Origin of the sequence: Thioclava sp. JE_KL1 (assembly GCF_009296265.1) — a bacterium.
Classification (GTDB): domain Bacteria; phylum Pseudomonadota; class Alphaproteobacteria; order Rhodobacterales; family Rhodobacteraceae; genus Thioclava.
This window is the reverse complement of sequence record NZ_WBJS01000005.1, coordinates 106066-124104: the sequence shown is the minus strand read 5'-3', so window position 1 is coordinate 124104 and position 18039 is coordinate 106066. Positions and strand designations below refer to the sequence as shown.

17 protein-coding genes are annotated in these 18039 nt (G+C 63.5%); 4 read left to right on the top strand and 13 right to left on the bottom strand.

Annotated elements, in window-relative coordinates:
* Positions 1-5: 5 nt before the first annotated feature.
* Positions 6-554: a nucleotide exchange factor GrpE gene (locus F8R15_RS10590; RefSeq protein WP_078522675.1), complete on the top strand. Its 549-nt coding sequence runs from the start codon at positions 6-8 to the stop codon at positions 552-554.
* Positions 555-612: 58 nt separating this feature from the next.
* Here the strand turns inward: F8R15_RS10590 and mutS are convergent, their stop codons facing one another.
* Positions 613-3258 (bottom strand): DNA mismatch repair protein MutS, encoded by a 2646-nt coding sequence (gene mutS, locus F8R15_RS10585; protein ID WP_152844555.1) that lies wholly within the window; start codon positions 3256-3258, stop codon positions 613-615.
* Between the two features lie 119 nt (positions 3259-3377).
* On the opposite strand from mutS, the gene F8R15_RS10580 reads away from it, so the two are divergent.
* Positions 3378-5645, top strand: coding sequence for an NADP-dependent malic enzyme (locus F8R15_RS10580; protein ID WP_078602424.1), 2268 nt, complete (start codon positions 3378-3380; stop codon positions 5643-5645).
* Positions 5646-5684: 39 nt separating this feature from the next.
* Here the strand turns inward: F8R15_RS10580 and phoB are convergent, their stop codons facing one another.
* The 11 genes from phoB to tsaD all read right to left on the bottom strand — a co-directional run bounded on the left by phoB (position 5685) and on the right by tsaD (position 15666).
* Positions 5685-6377: a phosphate regulon transcriptional regulator PhoB gene (gene phoB, locus F8R15_RS10575; protein ID WP_078522678.1), complete on the bottom strand. Its 693-nt coding sequence runs from the start codon at positions 6375-6377 to the stop codon at positions 5685-5687.
* Between the two features lie 14 nt (positions 6378-6391).
* Positions 6392-7081 carry a phosphate signaling complex protein PhoU gene (gene phoU / locus F8R15_RS10570; RefSeq protein WP_152844554.1) on the bottom strand — a complete coding sequence of 230 codons (690 nt, stop codon included), beginning with the start codon at positions 7079-7081 and terminating at the stop codon, positions 6392-6394.
* Between the two features lie 14 nt (positions 7082-7095).
* Positions 7096-7893: a phosphate ABC transporter ATP-binding protein PstB gene (gene pstB / locus F8R15_RS10565; protein ID WP_078522679.1), complete on the bottom strand. Its 798-nt coding sequence runs from the start codon at positions 7891-7893 to the stop codon at positions 7096-7098.
* A 15-nt stretch (positions 7894-7908) separates the two neighbouring features.
* Positions 7909-9261 carry a phosphate ABC transporter permease PstA gene (gene pstA / locus F8R15_RS10560; RefSeq protein WP_152844553.1) on the bottom strand — a complete coding sequence of 451 codons (1353 nt, stop codon included), beginning with the start codon at positions 9259-9261 and terminating at the stop codon, positions 7909-7911.
* Positions 9258-10739 carry a phosphate ABC transporter permease subunit PstC gene (gene pstC / locus F8R15_RS10555; protein ID WP_152844552.1) on the bottom strand — a complete coding sequence of 494 codons (1482 nt, stop codon included), beginning with the start codon at positions 10737-10739 and terminating at the stop codon, positions 9258-9260. The genes pstA and pstC overlap by 4 nt, the downstream gene beginning before the upstream one ends.
* An 81-nt stretch (positions 10740-10820) precedes the next feature.
* Positions 10821-11861 (bottom strand): PstS family phosphate ABC transporter substrate-binding protein, encoded by a 1041-nt coding sequence (locus F8R15_RS10550; protein ID WP_083079467.1) that lies wholly within the window; start codon positions 11859-11861, stop codon positions 10821-10823.
* Between the two features lie 131 nt (positions 11862-11992).
* Positions 11993-12676, bottom strand: a complete 684-nt coding sequence (locus F8R15_RS10545; protein ID WP_152844551.1) for a sirohydrochlorin chelatase — start codon at positions 12674-12676, stop codon at positions 11993-11995.
* Between the two features lie 249 nt (positions 12677-12925).
* Positions 12926-13348 carry an EVE domain-containing protein gene (locus F8R15_RS10540; protein WP_078522684.1) on the bottom strand — a complete coding sequence of 141 codons (423 nt, stop codon included), beginning with the start codon at positions 13346-13348 and terminating at the stop codon, positions 12926-12928.
* Positions 13348-13617: a YciI family protein gene (locus F8R15_RS10535; protein WP_152844550.1), complete on the bottom strand. Its 270-nt coding sequence runs from the start codon at positions 13615-13617 to the stop codon at positions 13348-13350. The genes F8R15_RS10540 and F8R15_RS10535 overlap by 1 nt, the downstream gene beginning before the upstream one ends.
* Before the next feature lies 1 nt (position 13618).
* Entirely contained in the window at positions 13619-14575 is a 957-nt protein-coding gene (locus F8R15_RS10530; protein WP_152844549.1) for an NAD(P)H-dependent glycerol-3-phosphate dehydrogenase, read from the bottom strand.
* A complete protein-coding gene (gene tsaD, locus F8R15_RS10525; protein WP_152844548.1) occupies positions 14572-15666 on the bottom strand; it encodes a tRNA (adenosine(37)-N6)-threonylcarbamoyltransferase complex transferase subunit TsaD in 1095 nt (364 codons plus the stop codon). The genes F8R15_RS10530 and tsaD overlap by 4 nt, the downstream gene beginning before the upstream one ends.
* Positions 15667-15739: 73 nt before the next feature.
* Here tsaD and F8R15_RS10520 point away from each other — a divergent pair, with 73 nt between their 5' ends.
* Complete coding sequence (locus tag F8R15_RS10520; RefSeq protein ID WP_152844547.1) at positions 15740-16465, top strand: uroporphyrinogen-III synthase; 726 nt, start codon at positions 15740-15742, stop codon at positions 16463-16465.
* 61 nt (positions 16466-16526) lie between these two features.
* Here the strand turns inward: F8R15_RS10520 and F8R15_RS10515 are convergent, their stop codons facing one another.
* Positions 16527-17186 carry a hypothetical protein gene (locus F8R15_RS10515; RefSeq protein WP_152844546.1) on the bottom strand — a complete coding sequence of 220 codons (660 nt, stop codon included), beginning with the start codon at positions 17184-17186 and terminating at the stop codon, positions 16527-16529.
* Here F8R15_RS10515 and F8R15_RS10510 point away from each other — a divergent pair.
* The gene (locus F8R15_RS10510) at positions 17149-18036 is read left to right on the top strand and encodes a COG4223 family protein (RefSeq protein WP_152844545.1); all 888 of its coding nucleotides are present in this window, start codon (positions 17149-17151) and stop codon (positions 18034-18036) included. The two genes, F8R15_RS10515 and F8R15_RS10510, sit on opposite strands and share 38 nt — an antisense overlap.
* The last annotated feature ends 3 nt before the right edge of the window (positions 18037-18039 follow it).

Sequence of the window (18039 nt, the reverse complement as noted above, 5' to 3'; positions counted from 1 at the left end):
ATGGCATGAGCGAGAAAAAAGACGAGATTGCCGAGGATCAGGCGCATATCGACGAGAGCTTCGAGGATGTGCTGTCCCATGAGGAAGACGAGCTCGAGGCATTGCGTGCCGAGCGCGACGATTATCGCGACCGATTCATGCGCGCGCTGGCAGATGCCGAGAATGCGCGCAAACGTGCCGACAAAGAGCGTCAGGAAGCCTCGAATTACGGTGGGACGCGTCTGGCGCGCGACATGCTGCCCGTGTTCGACGCGCTCTCGCGTGCGCTCGAAGCCGCGAATGAGGATGTTCGTTCGCAGGCCGGGCCGTTCCTTGAAGGCGTCGAGCTGACCCAGCGCGAATTGCTGAACGTGTTCGCCCGTCACGGCATCACCACGGTGGCGCCCGAGGTCGGTGAGAAATTCGACCCGCAGATGCATGAGGCGATGTTCGAAGCGCCCGCGCCCGGCACCAAGGCCGGCGACATCATTCAGGTCATGGAGAACGGCTTCATGATCCACGACCGGCTTCTGCGGCCGGCGAAAGTGGGCGTCAGCTCCACTCCGAAATCCTGATCGGCAAGGCTGGGGGCGCTGCCCCCAGACCCCCGGGATATTTCTTCCAAAACGAAGATCACTCCGTGAGAAGCGCGCGAAGCTCGTAAAGGGCGTCGAGCGCATCTTTCGGCGTCATGTCGTCTGGAATGAGGGCTTTCAGCCGCTCTTCCAATTCTGACGGACCGGCGGGCGCGGCGGCGGGTTGCGGTGTGTTAGACACTGAAAACAGCGGTAGATCGTCGATCACCGCCTGTTTCTTGCCGCCACCTTCGCGTTCGCCCTTCTCCAGCGCATCGAGCACGATCCGGGCGCGTTCCACGACGGAATGCGGAAGCCCGGCGAGGCGCGCGACTTGAACGCCGTAGGAGCGGTCGGCGGCGCCTTTGCGAACCTCGTGCAGGAAGATCACTTCGCCTTCCCACTCCTTCACCGCGACGGTCGCATTCTCGACGCCGTCCAGCTTGGCCGACAGCGCGGTCATCTCGTGGTAGTGGGTCGCGAAGAGCGCGCGGCAGCGGTTGGACGCGTGCAGGTGCTCCATGACTGCCCAAGCGATCGAGAGCCCGTCATAGGTCGCGGTGCCGCGGCCGATCTCGTCGAGGATGACCAGAGCGCGGTCATCGGCCTGATTGAGGATCGCGGCAGTTTCGACCATCTCGACCATGAAGGTCGACCGGCCCCGTGCCAGATCGTCCGCCGCACCGACACGGCTGAAGAGTTGTGACACGAGGCCGATATGGGCGGATTTCGCTGGAACAAAGCTGCCCGCCTGAGCGAGAAGCGCGATCAGCGCGTTCTGCCGCAGGAAGGTCGATTTACCGGCCATGTTCGGACCGGTGAGCAGCCAGATCGCGGGAGTCGCGCCCTCGGTCAGTTCGCAGTCATTCGCGATGAAAGGCTCGCCGGATTTCTTGAGAGAGGCTTCGACGACCGGATGTCGACCGCCCTCGATCTCGAAGGCGTGGCTGTCGTCGACGGTGGGCTCCGCCCAGTCTTCGTTGCGCGCAAGCGTCGCGAAAGCGCTGGCGAGGTCGATTTCGGCAAGTGCGCGCGAGGCCTCGTTGATCGGGCCCGCGCGGTCGAGAATTCCCTGTCTTAGGCTGGAATAGAGCCTTTTTTCGATCTCAAGCGCATGGTTTCCGGCGTTCAGAATCCGAGTTTCGATCTCGCTCAGTTCGACGGTCGTGAAACGCACCTGGTTCGCGGTGGTCTGACGGTGAATAAAGCGTTCCGACAGCGGCGGGGCGAGCATCTTCTCGGCATGGGTGGTCGTGGTTTCGATGAAATAACCCAGCACGTTGTTGTGCTTGATCTTCAGCGAATTGATCCCGGTGGCCTCGATATACTCCGCCTGCATCTTGGCGATCACGCCGCGGCCTTCGTCGCGAAGCTGGCGCGTCTGGTCGAGATCTTCGTCATAGCCTGCCGCGATGAAGCCGCCATCGCGCGCGAGAAGCGGCGGTTCCGCGATGAGTGCCGCATCCAGAAGGGCGGTGAGGTCGTCATGGCCCGTGAGGGCTTTCGCAGCCTCGGCGAGAAGCGGCGGGGCCTCGACGGCGGCCACGGCTTCGGCAATCCGCTCGGCCTGCTCCAACCCGTTGCGGATCGCGGCCATGTCGCGCGGGCCGCCGCGGTCGAGGGCGAGACGTGACAGTGCGCGATCCATATCGGGGCAACGCTTCAGATCGGCGCGGATATCTTCGGCAAATCGACCCTGTTCCAGCAGAAAACGCACGGAATCGTGCCGTGCGTGGATCTCGGTCAGGTTCCGGGACGGGGCGGAAATCCGGCGTTCGAGAAGCCGTGCCCCGCCAGCCGTCATGGTGCGGTCGATCGCGTTGAGGAGCGAGCCCTCGCGTCCGCCCGACAGAGCTTGCGTCAGCTCCAGATTGCGGCGCGTAGCGGCGTCGATCTGCATCGCTGCGCCGCTGTCTTCATGCACGGGGCGGCGCAGCAGCGGCAGTTTGCCTTTCTGCGTGATCTCGAGGTAATCGACGATGGCGCCCATCGCGGCCATTTCGGCGCGGGTGAAGCTGCCGAACGCATCCAGCGATCCGATCGAATAGAGCGACAGAAGCCGCGTCTCGGCGGCCTGACTGTCGAAGCTCGCGCGGGACAAGGGCGTCATCGCGGCCCGCATATCAGAGACTATTTCAGCGCAATCGGCCTCTTTCGCCTCGCTGACCAGCACTTCACGCGGCGCAAGTCGGGCAAGCTCGGGGCCCAGCCGCGAGAGCGGGCAGGGCGTCACGCGGAACTCGCCGGTGGAGATATCGACCCAGGCGATCGCGGCCTCGTCACGCACTTCCGCCCAGGCTGCGAGGAAATTGTGACGGCGCGCCTCCAGCAGGCTTTCCTCGGTCAGCGTGCCGGGCGTGACCAGCCGCACCACATCGCGTTTCACGACGGATTTCGAGCCGCGCTTCTTCGCCTCGGCCGGATCCTCCATCTGCTCGGCAATCGCCACGCGGAAGCCTTTTCGGATCAGCGTGAGCAAATAGCCCTCGGCCGCGTGCACGGGAACGCCGCACATCGCGATGTCCTCGCCCATGTGCTGCCCGCGCTTGGTCAGCGCGATGTCGAGCGCGGATGCGGCATCGACCGCGTCCTGAAAGAACATCTCGTAGAAATCACCCATCCGATAGAACAGGAGCGCGCCCGGATTGGCCTCCTTGATCCCCAGATACTGTTCCATCATCGGTGTGACGGTCGGCTTGGCCATGTGCCCCCCATTTGCTGGTCGCGCGACCCTACAAAACCCCGGATTCGGGCGCAATTCCGTTGAGTGGCGGATCACGGGACGTTAAACGGGTTCGGACCTGCAGGAGGAGCACCGGCCCAATGCCCAGCAAGAACCGTATCACGCCCGAGGAGGCCTTGGCCTATCACCTCGACCCGCATCCGGGGAAATACGACATCACCGCGTCGAAGCCGATGACATCGCAGCGCGATCTGTCGCTGGCCTATAGCCCCGGCGTCGCGGTTCCGGTGGAGGCGATCGCCGAGAACCCCGAACTGGCCTACGATTACACCGTGAAGGGGAACATGGTCGCCGTGATCTCGAACGGCTCGGCCATTTTGGGGCTTGGAAATCTCGGGGCGCTGGCCTCGAAACCGGTGATGGAGGGCAAGGCGGTCCTCTTCAAGCGGTTCGCCGATGTGAATGCGATCGATATCGAGCTCGATACCGAGGATGCCGACGAGATCATCAACGCGGTGAAACTGATGGGGCCGACCTTCGGGGGGATCAACCTCGAGGATATCAAGGCGCCGGAATGTTTCATCATCGAGCAGCGGCTCAAGGAGCTGATGGACATCCCGGTGTTCCACGACGATCAGCACGGCACGGCGGTGATCTGTGCGGCGGGGCTGATCAACGCGCTGGAGCTGTCGGGCAAGAAGATCGAGGACTGCAAGATCGTGCTAAACGGCGCGGGCGCTGCGGGCATCGCCTGTCTGGAACTCGTGAAAGCGATGGGTGCGAAGCACGACAATTGCATCATGTGCGACACCAAGGGCGTGATCTATCAGGGCCGCACCGAGGGCATGAACCAGTGGAAATCGGCCCATGCGGCGGTGACCGAGGCGCGCTCGCTCGAAGAGGCGATGGAAGGCGCGGATGTGTTCCTCGGCGTGTCGGCCAAGGGCGCGGTGACGCCCGAGATGGTGCAGTCGATGGCCGACAATCCGGTGATCTTCGCGATGGCGAACCCGGATCCGGAGATCACGCCGGAAGAGGCGCAATCGGTGCGCCCGGATGCGATCGTGGCGACGGGGCGGTCGGATTACCCGAACCAGGTGAACAACGTTCTTGGCTTCCCCTACCTGTTCCGTGGCGCGCTCGACATCCACGCCCGCGCGATCAATGACGAGATGAAGATCGCCTGCGCCAACGCGCTGGCGGAGCTCGCCCGCGAGGATGTACCCGACGAGGTCGCGATGGCCTATGGGCGCAAGCTCAGCTTCGGGCGCGATTACATCATTCCGACGCCCTTCGACCCGCGGCTGATCCACGTGATCCCGCCGGCGGTCGCGAAAGCCGGGATGGATACCGGCGTTGCGCGCCGTCCGATCATCGACATGGAAGGCTATGCGCAAAGCCTGAAAGCCCGGATGGACCCGACCGCGTCGATCCTGCAGGGCATCCAGAGCCGTGCGCGTCAGGCGCAGGCGAAGATGATCTTTGCCGAGGGCGATGACGAGCGGGTGCTGCGCGCCGCTGTGGCCTATCAGCGCTCCGGCATGGGCGAGGCGCTGGTCGTGGGTCGCGAGCAGGATGTGAAGGAAAAGCTGGAAACCGCAGGCTTGGGCGATGCCTATCGCGAGCTGCGCGTGGTGAATGCGGCCAATTCCAAGCATACCGAGACCTACAAGGACTTCCTGTATAAGCGCCTTCAACGGCAGGGCGTGGACCGCGAGGATGCGCATAAGCTGGCGACGCGCGACCGTCATGTCTTCGCGGCGCTGATGCTGGTGCATGGACATGGCGATGCGATGGTCACAGGCGCGACCCGGAAATCGGCGCATGTTCTGGAACTGATCAACAAGGTGATCGACGCGAAGCCTTCGGATGGGGCGGTCGGGATTACCGCCCTGCTGAACAAGGGTCGCGTGGTGCTGATCGGCGATACGCTGGTGCATGAATGGCCCGATGAGAACGATCTGGCCGATATCGCGACGGCGGGCGCGCATGTGGCGCGGGGTCTGGGCCTCGAGCCACGCGTGGCCTTCTGCTCCTTCTCGACCTTCGGCTATCCGGTCTCGGAGCGGGCCACGAAGATGCATGTCGCGCCGAAGGTGCTCGACGCGCGCGGGGCGGATTTCGAGTATGATGGCGAGATGACCGTCGATGTGGCGCTCAACATGGATCAGATGAAGAACTACCCGTTCTGCCGTCTGACCGGCCCCGCCAACATTCTCGTCGTGCCGGCACGCCATTCGGCTTCGATTTCTGTGAAACTGATGCAGGAGATGGCGGGCGCGACCGTGATCGGCCCGATCCTGACCGGGACGAGCCACGCGGTGCAGCTGTGCTCGACCACGTCGACGGTGAACGACATCCTGAACATGGCGGCGCTTGCCTCGTGCAAGCTGTGCCTGAAGGACTGAATTGAAAAGGCGCGCGGTGATCCGCGCGCCTGTTTCGCTTTATCCCAGCGCGTAGCCCGTGCCGCGCACCGTGCGCACCGGATCATCCCCGCCATTGGCCATCAGCGCCTTGCGCAGCCGCCCGACATGGACGTCGATGGTGCGGGTGTCGACATAGATGTCGCGCCCCCAGACCCGGTCGAGCAGTTGATCGCGGGTCCAGACGCGGCCCGGTTTTTCCATCATCGTCGAGAGCAGCCGGAACTCGGTCGGCCCGAGTTTCAGCGGTTGGCCGTTGCGGAAGACGCGGTGTTCCTCGGCATCGAGGATGATGTCCTCGAAGCTCAGCCGCTCGCCCATCGTCGCGGGCCGCGTGCGGCGCAGCTGGGTGCGCACGCGCGCCATCAGCTCGACGACCGAATAGGGTTTCACGACGTAGTCGTCCGCGCCGGTCTCGAGGCCCCGTACCCGGTCCACCTCTTCGGAGCGTGCCGAGAGCATGATGACAGGAATGTTGCGGGTCTCGGAATTGGCCTTCACGCGGCGACAAATCTCGATGCCGGAGACGTTGGGCAGCATCCAGTCCAGCACGATCAGATCGGGCTTCTCTTCCTTCAGGAACAAGAGGCCCTCGTCTCCGTTCTCTGCCATCACGACGCGAAACCCTTCGGCTTCGAGGTTGTAGCTGAGCACTTCGCGCTGGGCGTTTTCGTCTTCAACCACAAGGACACAGGGTTGTTGGGCTGGCGACATTTCTCAGGTCTCCGTCACATTACGCTCGAGCTTTTCGGGCGCGCGTCTTCCGGCATTTCGCCGGTCACGAGGTAGATCACCTGCTCGGCGATCGTCGTCGCATGGTCGCCCATCCGCTCGATGTTCTTCGCGATGAAATGCAGGTGCATGCAGGGCGTGATGTTGCGCGGGTCTTCCATCATGTAGGTCAGGAATTCGCGGAACAGCGCGTTATACATCTGGTCAACTTCGAGATCGCGCTCGCGCACATCGGCGGCCAGTTTCGGGTCGCGCTGGATATAGGCGTCGAGCGCGTCTTTCAGCATCGCTTCCGTCGTGCCCGCCATGCGGCGGATCGCGGTCGCGGTGCCGCTGATCTGCGGCCCGTCGGACAGAACCTGCGTGCGCTTGGCGATGTTCTTCGCGTAATCGCCGACCCGCTCGAGGCTCGCCGAGATCTTGATGACCGAGAGCGCCATGCGCAGGTCGCGCGCGGCGGGGGCGCGCAGGGCGATCAGGCGCGCGGCCTCTTCGTTGATCTTCTCTTCCAGCTCGTCGACGGCACGGTCACGGGCCCGGATCTGCTCGGCCAGTTCGAGATCGCGCACTTCGAGGGCGCGGGCGCTTTCGAGGATCTGCTCCTCGACGAGGCCGCCCATTTTGACGACCAATGCCTGCACCGCTTCGAGATCGCGGTCGAAGGCGGAAAGAATGTGCTCGCTCATGATTATTTGCCTCCTCAGCCGATACGGCCGGTAATGTAGCTTTCCGTCCGGCTGTCGGACGGGTTGGTGAAAATCTTGTCCGTGTCGTCGTATTCGACGAGGTTTCCGAGGTGGAAGAACGCAGTCTTCTGACTGACGCGTGCGGCCTGCTGCATCGAGTGCGTCACGATCACTACCGAGAAATTCGCCCGAAGCTCGTCGATCAGTTCCTCGACCTGCGCGGTCGCGATCGGGTCGAGCGCCGAGCAGGGCTCGTCCATCAGCAGCACTTCCGGCGAGGTCGCCACGGCGCGCGCGATGCACAGGCGCTGTTGCTGACCGCCCGAAAGCCCGGTGCCGGGCGCGTGCAGGCGATCTTTAACCTCGTTCCACAGCGCCGCCTTGCGCAGCGAGTCCTCGACCACCTGATCCAGCTCGGCCTTGTTCTTCGTCAGGCCGTGGATTTTCGGCCCATAGGCCACGTTGTCGTAGATCGACTTCGGGAACGGGTTCGGCTTCTGGAACACCATGCCGACCTTGGCGCGCAGCTGCACCGGGTCGACGCGCTTGTCGTAGATGTCTTCGCCGTCGAGTTTGATGTCGCCCTCGACGCGGCAGATATCGATCGTGTCGTTCATCCGGTTCAGGCAACGCAGGAAGGTCGACTTCCCGCAGCCCGACGGGCCGATGAACGCGGTGACGGTCTTGTCGAGAATATCGACATCGACGTCTTTGATCGCGTGGGTGTCGCCGTAATGGACCTGCACGTTGCGTGCGGTGATCTTGATGTCGTCAGTGGTCACGGCTCTCTCCGTCAGGCTCATGTCTTCCATATTTCTCGCGCTCCCTTACCAACGACGCTCGAATTTGCGGCGCAGGATGATGGCGATGATGTTCATGCCCAGAAGGAAGATCAGCAGAATGATGATACCTCCCCAGGCGCGTTCGTAAAATGCCGGGTCGGCGCGCTTGGCCCATTCGTAGATCTGCGCGGGCATGGCCGAGTTGGGCGAGACGAAGCCGTCGAGGAACCCGTCCGGCGAGTTGGTCGCGATATAGCCCACCATCCCGATCAGCAGGAGCGGTGCGGTCTCGCCCAGAGCCTGCGCCAGACCGATGATCGTCCCGGTCAGGATGCCGGGCATCGCCAGCGGCAACACGTGGTGGAAGACCGATTGCATCTTCGATGCGCCAACGCCGAGGGCGGCGTCGCGGATCGAGGGCGGCACGGCTTTCAGCGCGGCACGGGTCGAAATGATGATCGTCGGCAGGGTCATCAGCGTCAGCACGAGGCCACCGACCAGCGGGGCCGATTGCGGCAGATGCGCGAACTGGATGAACACCGCGAGGCCGAGGATACCGAAGACGATCGACGGCACCGCTGCGAGGTTCGAGATGTTCACCTCGATCAGGTCGGTGATGCGGTTCTTCGGTGCGAACTCTTCGAGATAAATCGAGGCAGCGACCCCGATTGGCAGGGCCAGCACCAGCACCACCAGCATCATGTAGAACGAGCCCAGCATCGAGATCCCGATCCCGGCCTGCTCGGCGCGGCTGTCGGACGCGTCGGCGCCGAAGATGAAGGCCCAGTTGAAACCTTTGTGGATGATGCCCGCGTCGCGCAGCTGATCGACGAGGTCGAGCTGCGCCACGGTGATGTTCTTGTCCTTGGCGATCTCGTCGCGATGCACCCGGCCCTTGAGGTAGCTGTCCACCCGCGACGAGGCGAGAATCTTGAAATCCACCGTCGTGCCGATGATCGACGGGTCGGCGAGGACCGCGTCGCGCACCTGGCTCGCAGCCGAGGCCGAGATCAGGTTCTTCATGTCCTTCGCCTTGGCGAGATCGGTCGTCGCGCCGGATTTCTCCACCGCGTCGAGCAGGCTTTGCTCGATCAGCGGCTTGTAGGTGAAGGTGGTGGCCTTCTTCAGATCCTCCGGATCGCGGTTGCCCTTCTTGTCGAGCTTCGCGGCGCCCAGATAGACCGGCACCTCGACAAAGGTCTGCTGAAACGCAGTCGCACCGTTGGAGACGATCGTCACCAGCAGGATCACGAGGAACGCGAGACCGATCCCGATCGCGCCGATGCCGAGCGCCTTGAATCGTTTCTCGGAGGCGTTGCGGCGTTTCGTGCGCGCATCGAGATGATGCAGCGAACGCGTCGCGGGTTGGCCTGCGCCGTGTTGGGTCGCATCACTCATTCGTATTGCTCCCGGTATTTGCGCACGATGTAGAGCGCGAAGATGTTGAGCCCGAGCGTCAGGACGAACAGCGTCATGCCGAGCGCGAAGGCGACCAGCGCCTCGGGGGAGGCGAAATCAGCGTCGCCGGTCAGCTGCGAGACAATCTTGGCGGTGACGGTGGTCATGGCGTCGAACGGGTTCATGCTGAGCCGCGCGGCGGCGCCCGCGCCCAGAACCACGATCATCGTCTCGCCAATTGCACGCGAGGTCGCCAGAAGCACGGCGCCGACGATGCCGGGCAGGGCTGCGGGCAGGATCACCTGCTTGATCGTTTCGGATTTCGTCGCGCCGAGGCCATAGGAGCCGTCGCGCAAGCTTTGCGGCACCGCGTTGATGATGTCGTCGGACAGCGAGGAGACGAAGGGGATCAGCATGATGCCCATCACCAGACCCGCGGTCATCACCGCCGTGCCCGCATGCATCCAGCCACCATCGGCCATCGCAGCGGTCGGACCATTCGCGCCGAAGATCGAGAGCAGGAACGGGCCCACCGTCAGCAGCGCGAAAAGACCGTAAACGATGGTCGGGATGCCGGCGAGCACTTCGAGAAGCGGTTTCACGATGCCGCGCACCGATTTGGTCGCGTATTCCGACAGGTAGACGGCGGCGAACAGCCCGATCGGCACTGCGACCAGAAGTGCGACCAACGAGATATAGAGCGTGCCCCACAGAAGCGGCAGGATGCCCAGATCCGACCCGCCCCCGAAGCTCGGCGACCAGGTCGTGCCGAGGAAGAAATCGGAGATCGGATAGAGGCGGAAGAACTCGATCGTGTTGAAGACTAGCGACAGAACGATGCCGATCGTCGTCAGGATCGCGATGGAGGCCGCGGCGATCAGCAGAACGCGCACGCCTTTTTCGACCGTGTTGCGGGCGCGGAAATCCTTGTTCGTGCGCAGGTAGGCGAAGGCAAAGCCCGCGATGGCTGCCAGCAGGACCAGTACCGTCATCGCGAGATCGCCCGTCGAGGTCATGCCGCGATAGGTCTGCGCCGCGTTCAGCGTCGCCGGATCGACACTGGAGCCGAGCGCGACCCCGACCGAGCCGAGAACCTCGCGCAGGTCCGTGGTCTGAAGATCGATATTCGCTGCTTGCCGTGCGCTCAGCGCGCCTTGGGCAATTGCGGTGTCGAGACCATCCGCGACGCGCCGGACATCGGACATCACGAGGCTCATGTTCGAGCCATCCAGCAGCGCATCGGGGATTTCGGCGGAGACCCGAGTATTCACGATCAGCGGCTGCGCCACCATCCAGACCAGCAGCAGGAGAAGAGCCGGCACGGCGGTGAACATCGCGACGTTGAAGCCGTAGTAATTCGGCAGGCTGTGCAGAGACCGTCGGTCTTCGCCTGCCGAATGCAGCGCACGCATTCGGCCCATCACGAAGCCGACGACTGCCAGCACGACCACGATCACAACGATCCACAAAACAGGCATTTCAGCCCCACCAGTTGAAAATAACCAAAAAGGAAAAAGGGGGCAGCGAAATAAGCCGCCCCCTGAAGATAGCGGTCTCGATTACGAGCCCGAACCCATGGTCACTTCGTTCGCCACGGCATCCTGGGTCTTGGCCAGTTCCGGGTCAGCAACGAGGCCGTACTGAGCGAGCGGGCCGTCGGGGCCAGCGATCTCGTCGGAGACGAAGAACTCAGCGTATTCTTTCAGGCCGGGGATCACGCCGATATGCGCTTTCTTGACGTAGAAGTAGAGCGGACGCGACACCGGGTACTCGCCCGAAGCGATGGTCTCGGTCGAGGGCTCGACGCCCGACATCGTCGCGACTTTCAGCTTGTCGGTGTTGTTCTCGTAGAACGCCAAACCGAAAACGCCGATGCCGTTCGGGTTGGAGCCGATGCGGGCGAGGGTTTCGGTGTAGTCGCCGTCGATGTCGACAGCCTTGCCGTCGGTGCGGACTTCCATGCAGGCCTTGCCGGCTGCTTTTTCGTCCATGCCCGAAGCGATGAAGGCTTCTTTCGCGCCGGTCGCTTCACAGCCAGCTTCCAGAACCTTCTCTTCGAAGACTTCACGGGTGCCGTGCTTGGTGCCCGGGATGAAGGCGATGATGTCGGCATCCGGCAGGTCGGAGTTGAACTCGTTCCACTTGGCGTAGCCGTTGTCGACGATTTCGCCGTCCTTCAGGACCTTCGCGCCGAGCGCGTTGAAGATGTCCGAGGGGGTGAAAGCGTTGAAGGCCGGGCCGTCTTTTTGCGACGCGAAGACGATGCCGTCATATCCGATGCGGACTTCCATGATGTCGGTGACGCCGTTGTCGGCGCAGGTCGCGACTTCTTTGTCCTTGATCTTGCGCGAAGCGTTCGCGACGTCGATCGTGTTTTCGCCAACGCCTTCGCAGAAGCGCTTCAGGCCAGCCGAGGAGCCGCCCGATTCCACGACCGGGGTCGGGTAATCGAAGTTTTCACCGAAAGCTTCGGCGACGATGGAGGCGTAGGGCAGCACGGTCGAGGAACCGGCGACCTGGATGTTGTCACGCGCGAAAGCGGCGGTGCCCGAAGCGGCAACGATCGCGATCGCGGAGGCGGCGAGGTTGAACGATTTCATAGATCACTCCCAGTGTTCTGAAATTTGGGCCGTCGAGTGGCCTCAGCGCGGTCCTAGGGGTCTTCGGTGACGCTTATGCAAACATTATGTAACAGCTATGTGACAATCTACGAGTCCGTGAAGGTTCGTGATCAGCCCCGCGAAATCGCCTGTGCAATCAGGACGGGAACCTCACGATGGGCCCCAATCTCGGGCAAAAGGCGCCCTCGATAGCTAGCTGCTTGCAAGGCCTCAGGAATATCGCCTGTCACATGTCCTGCCCGCAGCGCGAAGAAGGGCAGACACACGCCATCCGGGTGCGCGCGGGCCACGTCTTCGAGGAACGGAGGCTCTTCGATCAGGGCCACATGAATCTCCGGCATTGCGGGATTGCGGCCCAGGGTCTCGGCCATGTCGTAAACCGAATTGCGCGATTTTCGCGATATTTTCGACCCGTGCGCCACGAGAATCAGGGGCGAGTCGGCTGGGATGCCCTCCGAGGCGCGGGCCTCGAAGATCACTCTGGTCAGCAGATCGGGCAACGCAGGATCGACGCCGAACGGCTCCAACTGGCGCGCTTGCGAGCGCGCCGCCTCCAGCCGCCGCGGAAGTTCGGTCTTGGTGAACCAGCCCTGCGCCATGAAATAGGGATAGATCACCGGATCTTCGTGCCGCGCCAAGACGGCCTCCAACGATCCCGGCTTTGCGAGCGTCGCCGCGTCTATCGCGCGCCCGGGCATCTCTTCCGAGATCTTATTGGCCAAGGAAATCAGAGCCTTCTCCTGAGTTTCAGGCTCGGACGGGGATCCATGTGCGACGAGAATGACTGACTGCATGCCTCTAGATTAGCGCGGCGGCGCGCTATGGCAATCACGCGTTTTCGGCGTGAGTTTTCCGTTAACGTCCTGAATTTAAGGAATATTGTCTGTAGATGCCATTTGCGCGACCGCATCTTTGTATATACGGATAAGGCAGAGGCCAGGATGGCCAGACCCGAGATTTAGTTTCACGTGTGGTGCGTAGGGGTGCACGTGGGTGAAGGAGGGTTCTGGCTGGGGTGCCGGAACCCTCCTGTTTTATCCGGTTCAAGTCGGATCGGTCTCGCCCATTTCGCAGACGATCTTCCATTCCTCTTCGGTGACCGGCTGAACCGACAGCCGCATCGAGGTCACAAGCGACATCTCCGACAGGCGCGGCTCACCTTTCACATCGGCCAGCGTGACCGGCTTGGTAAACGGCCGCACCGCCTTGAGGTCCACGCAATCCCAGCGCGGATCGTCGGTCGTGGAATCCGGATGGCTCTCGGCCACGACCTCGCAGATGCCGACGACCTCCTTGCCGATATTCGAATGGTAGAACAGGCCGCGATCGCCGATCTTCATCTCGCGCATGTTGTTACGCGCGAGATAGTTGCGGATGCCGTCCCATTCCTCGCCCGCATCGCCCTTGGCGACCAGATCGTCCCAGGAAAACTTGTTGGGTTCCGATTTGAACAGCCAGTACCGCATCAGCCGATCACCTTTTTCCACGCCTTGACCTGCACATCCTCGAACAGCCCCGCCTTCGCGTAGGGATCGTTCGCGGCCCAGTCCTGTGCGGCCTCGAGGCTCTCGGCCTCCACGATCACGAGCGAGCCGACCATCTGGTCATTCTCGATAAACGGGCCTGCCATGAAGACCACGCCGGTTTCTTCGATATAGGCGAGGTTCTTTTCGCGGTTGTCCATCCGGGTTTGCAGAGCGCCGGGCTTGTCGCGGCAGATCACGGCAAAATACATCTCATTCCTCCTTCAAGGGGCGGGCGAGCAGAGCCTGCATCGCCTCATCCACGCTGATTGACTGTTCGGTAAGCGCCATAACCATCGCGGCCACCGGAATTTCCAGCCCGCGCGTATGGGCCAGCTTGTTCAGGGCCTGCGCGGTCGCGGCCCCCTCGACGGTGATCGAGGGATCGAAGGCTTCGCCCGCGCCGATCGCGTGGCCCAGCCGGAAATTGCGCGATTGCGCCGAGGTGCAGGTCAGCACCAGATCGCCGAAACCCGACAGGCCCGACAGCGTCTCGGGCCGGGCTCCCAGCTCCGTCGCGATCCGCAACATCTCGGCGAAACCGCGGGTCATCAGCGCGGCGCGCGCGGAATCGCCAAGACCCGCGCCGATCACGGTGCCCGCGGCGATCGCGTAGACATTCTTCAGCGCGCCGCCGAGTTCCGCCCCGGTCGTGTCGGTCGTGCGATAAAGCCGCAGCGTCGGCGTCGACAGCTCGGCCTGCAGCTCCTCGGAATGATCGGCGCAGGCAAGCGTCAGGGCGGTCGGAAGGCCGCGCGCAATATCCCCGGCAAAGCTCGGCCCGGTCAGTACCGCAGCCCGCGCGCCCGGCACTTTCGCGCGGATCAGGGCCGTCGGCCCTTGGCCGGTGGAGAGGTCGATGCCTTTCGAGCAGGAGACGAGGGTCTTACCCGCAAGCGTGTCGGAATGGGTGTCGAGAAACCCGGTCATCTTCTGCATCGGCATCGCGAGAAGCAGGGTCTCGGCTTGCAGCGCATCTGCGATTTCCGCCGAAACAGTGACGTTTTGGGGCAGTTTGACACCCGGAAGACGGCGCGCGTTCTCACCGTTCTCGCGCATGGCCTGCACATGCTCGGCATCGCGCGCCCAAAGGGTCACGGGCCCGTTTTGCGACAGTGTCACCGCCATCGCGGTGCCGAAAGCGCCCGCGCCCAGGACCGAAATACTCATGCCTTGGCCCCCTTCTTTCCCGACCCAAGAAGCGGTGCGGCGCTGCGATCCAGCGGCCAGCGGGGGCGGGCGGTCAGGTCCATCCCGTCTTGCGCGCCACTGCGGAACCGCTCGATCCCGGCCCATGCAATCATCGCCGCGTTGTCGGTGCAAAGCTTCAAAGGCGGGGCTACGAATTCGGCGCCCATTTCACGTGAAACAGTCTCTAATCCAGCCCGAATAGCCTGATTTGCCGCGACACCGCCTGCGACCGCGAAGCCGGGGTTGGCGGGTGCGAGTTTGAGGTATTCCGCCAAGGCGCGCCGCGATTTCTCGATCAGGACATCCGCAATCGCCTGCTGGAAACCCGCGCAAAGATCGGCGCGGATCTGGCGCGGGAGCCCGCCATGCTCTGCCACCACCTGATCGCGGGCGCGCAGCAGCGCGGTCTTCAGCCCGGAGAAGGACATATCGCAGCCCGGCCGATCCAGAAGAGGCCGCGGGAAGGCAAAAGCCTTGGGATCGCCCTTGCGTGCCTCGGCCTCGACCGACGGTCCGCCGGGTTGGGGCAGGGCCATCAGCTTCGCCGCCTTGTCGAACGCCTCGCCCGGCGCGTCGTCGATCGTGCCGCCGAGCCGCGAGAAATCCTCCGGCCCCTTCGCGATCAGAAACTGGCAATGCCCGCCGGAAACAAGCAGCATCAGGTACGGAAAAGTCAGCCCATCGGTCAGGCGCGGGGTCAGCGCATGGCCCGCCAAGTGGTTCACGCCGACCAGCGGCAGACCCGCCCCGGCGGCGAGGCCCTTGGCGCACATCACGCCCGACATCACCCCGCCGATCAGCCCCGGACCCGCGGTCACCGCGATGCCATCCAGCGCGTCGAGCCCAAGTCCGGCCTCTTCCAGCGCCTCTTCGACGCAGAGATCGAGCTTCTCGGCATGGGCGCGCGCCGCGATTTCGGGGACCACGCCACCGAAGGCCGCATGCAGATCGGTCTGCCCGGCGACGACGCTCGAGAGGATTTCCGGCTTGCCATCCGTCAGGCGTACGATCGCCGCTGCCGTATCGTCGCAGCTCGATTCCAGCCCGAGAAAGGTCAGCGTATCGGTCATCGGGGCGCCTGTTGCGTGGGTTATCCAACGCAGGTAACACCGGGGAAGCGTTCGCACAATCCCGGGGCGGTGGATGGACAGCCAGCCTGAGAGACCGATTCTCCTCGTCACGCGACCCGCCGTCGCGGCAGGGGGATTCGAAGAGGCATTCCGCAACAGGTTTGGGCATGATTGGCCTGTCATCGTCTCTCCGCTCACGGAGATCGAGCCTTTAGACACGCCGATACCCGAGTTTCAGACCGCAATCTTCACCTCGCAAAATGCCGTGGCCGCGTTCCGGCGACTGGCTCAGGGACAGGGCCGCCGGGCCTATTGCGTGGGGCAGCGTACGGCGCAGGCGGCACGCGAGGCCGGGTTCGATGCGATCGCCGGGCCGGGCGATGCGGAGGCGTTGAGCGAAATGATCGCGCAGCGTGAGCTCGGCGGAAAACTGCTCTTCCTTCGGGGAGAGCAGGTCGCCTTCGATCTCGAAAATCGGCTGAATTCCGCCGGAATAGAGACTGAATCTGCGATCATTTACCGCCAGGTCTCCCGCCCGTTGAGCGGTGAGGCGCAGGCGGCACTGCGCGCATCGCGCCCTGTATTGGTGCCGATTTTCTCGCCAAACGCGGCGGATCGCTTCCTAAATTCTATGCCCGATGCGCCCAAGCCGCCGCTCTTTGTCGCAGCTATGAGCGAGGCAGTGGCGTCTCGCCTCAAAAGCGCTAGCTTGTGCCATCTGGAAGTTGCCTCGCATCCCGATGCGCAAGGGATGCTCGATGCGCTTGCCGTCTTGCTGCAAAGGCAAAAGGCGGGTTGAGCAGTCGCGGACTGACTTCTAAGTTGATGTGAACGCGCAATTTGGTGCGGCAGTGGAGGGCTTAGACGATGGCGAAACGGACAACCGGGAAATCTTCCGATACGAGCAAGCCGGAAGACGCGAAATCGACGACCGAGTCCGAGACCAAATCCGACGCCACTTCTTCGCAAACCACGCCGAAGGACACGAAGGCCCCGACGACGCCCGAAGCGACGGACAAGTCGAGCGCGGCTGGGTCTAGCAAGCCCGCTGCGGCATCGAAGTCGAGCACGCCTGCGAAGTCGTCCTCCACGTCTACGCCTGCGACCAAAGCGGATACGTCCAAGAGCACGACCGGGACCGCCAAGCCGACCTCCACGCCGGCAACCAAGGCGGAGACCCCTGCGAAAGCCGATGCGGCGCCGAAGTCCGATTCTGCGACTGCGAAGGCCGAGACGACCTCGACCCCGGCCACGACCAGTGCAAAACCGGAGGCCGAGCCGAAGAAGTCGACCGCAAGCGGCGCATCGGAAGATAAAGCGCAGGCTGCGAAGCCTGCGAGCGCCGCGACGACCAGCAGCGCCACGACCACCGACAAGACTCCGCCGAAAAGCGATACGGCAAAGGCGAGCACCTCGCCCCAGCCGGTGATCGAAAAGCGCGGCGGGTTCGGGTCCGCTTTCCTGGGCGGTGTGATTGCGGCTGTGATCGGCGCGGGCGTCGCGATTTGGGCGATCCCCAATCTGCCGCCGCAACTTTCCGGATGGCTGCCGACCGCACCGGCCCCGGTGGACGAGGCGGCCATTCAAGCCAAGCTCGATGACCAATCGAAGCAAATCGGTCAACTCTCCGAAGAGATTGCGACCCTGAAGTCGTCGCAGCCGCCCGCGCCGGATCTGTCGGGCGTTCAAGGCGCGCTCGATCAGGTTAACGCGGATATCCGGGCAAACAAATCCGCGCTGGAGGATCTGAAATCGCAGATCGCGTCGCTGCAGACCGACACTGGCGGCAGCGCGGCGCAAGCCGAGATTGAAGCGGCCGCGAAAGCCGCCGAAGCCCGGATCAAAGAAGCCGAAGCGCAGGCGCAGAACCTGAAATCGCAAAGCGAGGCCGCCGCCAAGGCGGCGATGACGCAGGCTGCGGCGGCGCGCGTGAAAGCGGCGCTGGATGCGGGCACGTCGGTTGACGCGCCGCTTGCCGATCTGCGCGACGCAGGTGTGGAAATCCCGGCGGCGCTCAGTGGTGACATTCCGAGCCTGCAGTCGCTGCAATCGAGCTTCCCGGATGCCGCGCGGGCCGCACTTCAAGCGGCGCGCCGCACCGAGACAGGCGGCTCGATCAGCGATCGCGTCGGCGCCTTCCTTCTGGCTCAGACCGGGGCACGCTCGGTCGCGCCGAAAGAGGGCGATAGCGCGGATGCGGTGCTGTCGCGAGCGCAGGCTGATGTCGACCGGGGGGCCTTGTCCGAGGCGCTCGACGAGATCGCGAAACTGCCCGACCCCGCACAGGAGGCGATGTCCGACTGGGTGAACCAGGCGAAAGCACGGGTGGCTGCGCTCGACGCGGCCAACCAGCTTGGCGCGACGCAATAAGGA

Coding starts and splice junctions, on each gene's coding strand:
- F8R15_RS10535 (WP_152844550.1), bottom strand. CDS start 13,617: ATGTATTTTGCCGTGATCTGCCGCGACAAGCCCGGCGCTCTGCAAACC.
- phoU (WP_152844554.1), bottom strand. CDS start 7,081: ATGAGCGAGCACATTCTTTCCGCCTTCGACCGCGATCTCGAAGCGGTG.
- tsaD (WP_152844548.1), bottom strand. CDS start 15,666: ATGACCGATACGCTGACCTTTCTCGGGCTGGAATCGAGCTGCGACGAT.
- F8R15_RS10590 (WP_078522675.1), top strand. CDS start 6: ATGAGCGAGAAAAAAGACGAGATTGCCGAGGATCAGGCGCATATCGAC.
- pstA (WP_152844553.1), bottom strand. CDS start 9,261: ATGAGTGATGCGACCCAACACGGCGCAGGCCAACCCGCGACGCGTTCG.
- F8R15_RS10540 (WP_078522684.1), bottom strand. CDS start 13,348: ATGCGGTACTGGCTGTTCAAATCGGAACCCAACAAGTTTTCCTGGGAC.
- pstB (WP_078522679.1), bottom strand. CDS start 7,893: ATGGAAGACATGAGCCTGACGGAGAGAGCCGTGACCACTGACGACATC.
- F8R15_RS10530 (WP_152844549.1), bottom strand. CDS start 14,575: ATGAGTATTTCGGTCCTGGGCGCGGGCGCTTTCGGCACCGCGATGGCG.
- F8R15_RS10545 (WP_152844551.1), bottom strand. CDS start 12,676: ATGCAGTCAGTCATTCTCGTCGCACATGGATCCCCGTCCGAGCCTGAA.
- pstC (WP_152844552.1), bottom strand. CDS start 10,739: ATGCCTGTTTTGTGGATCGTTGTGATCGTGGTCGTGCTGGCAGTCGTC.
- F8R15_RS10580 (WP_078602424.1), top strand. CDS start 3,378: ATGCCCAGCAAGAACCGTATCACGCCCGAGGAGGCCTTGGCCTATCAC.
- F8R15_RS10520 (WP_152844547.1), top strand. CDS start 15,740: ATGGACAGCCAGCCTGAGAGACCGATTCTCCTCGTCACGCGACCCGCC.
- F8R15_RS10550 (WP_083079467.1), bottom strand. CDS start 11,861: ATGAAATCGTTCAACCTCGCCGCCTCCGCGATCGCGATCGTTGCCGCT.
- mutS (WP_152844555.1), bottom strand. CDS start 3,258: ATGGCCAAGCCGACCGTCACACCGATGATGGAACAGTATCTGGGGATC.
- phoB (WP_078522678.1), bottom strand. CDS start 6,377: ATGTCGCCAGCCCAACAACCCTGTGTCCTTGTGGTTGAAGACGAAAAC.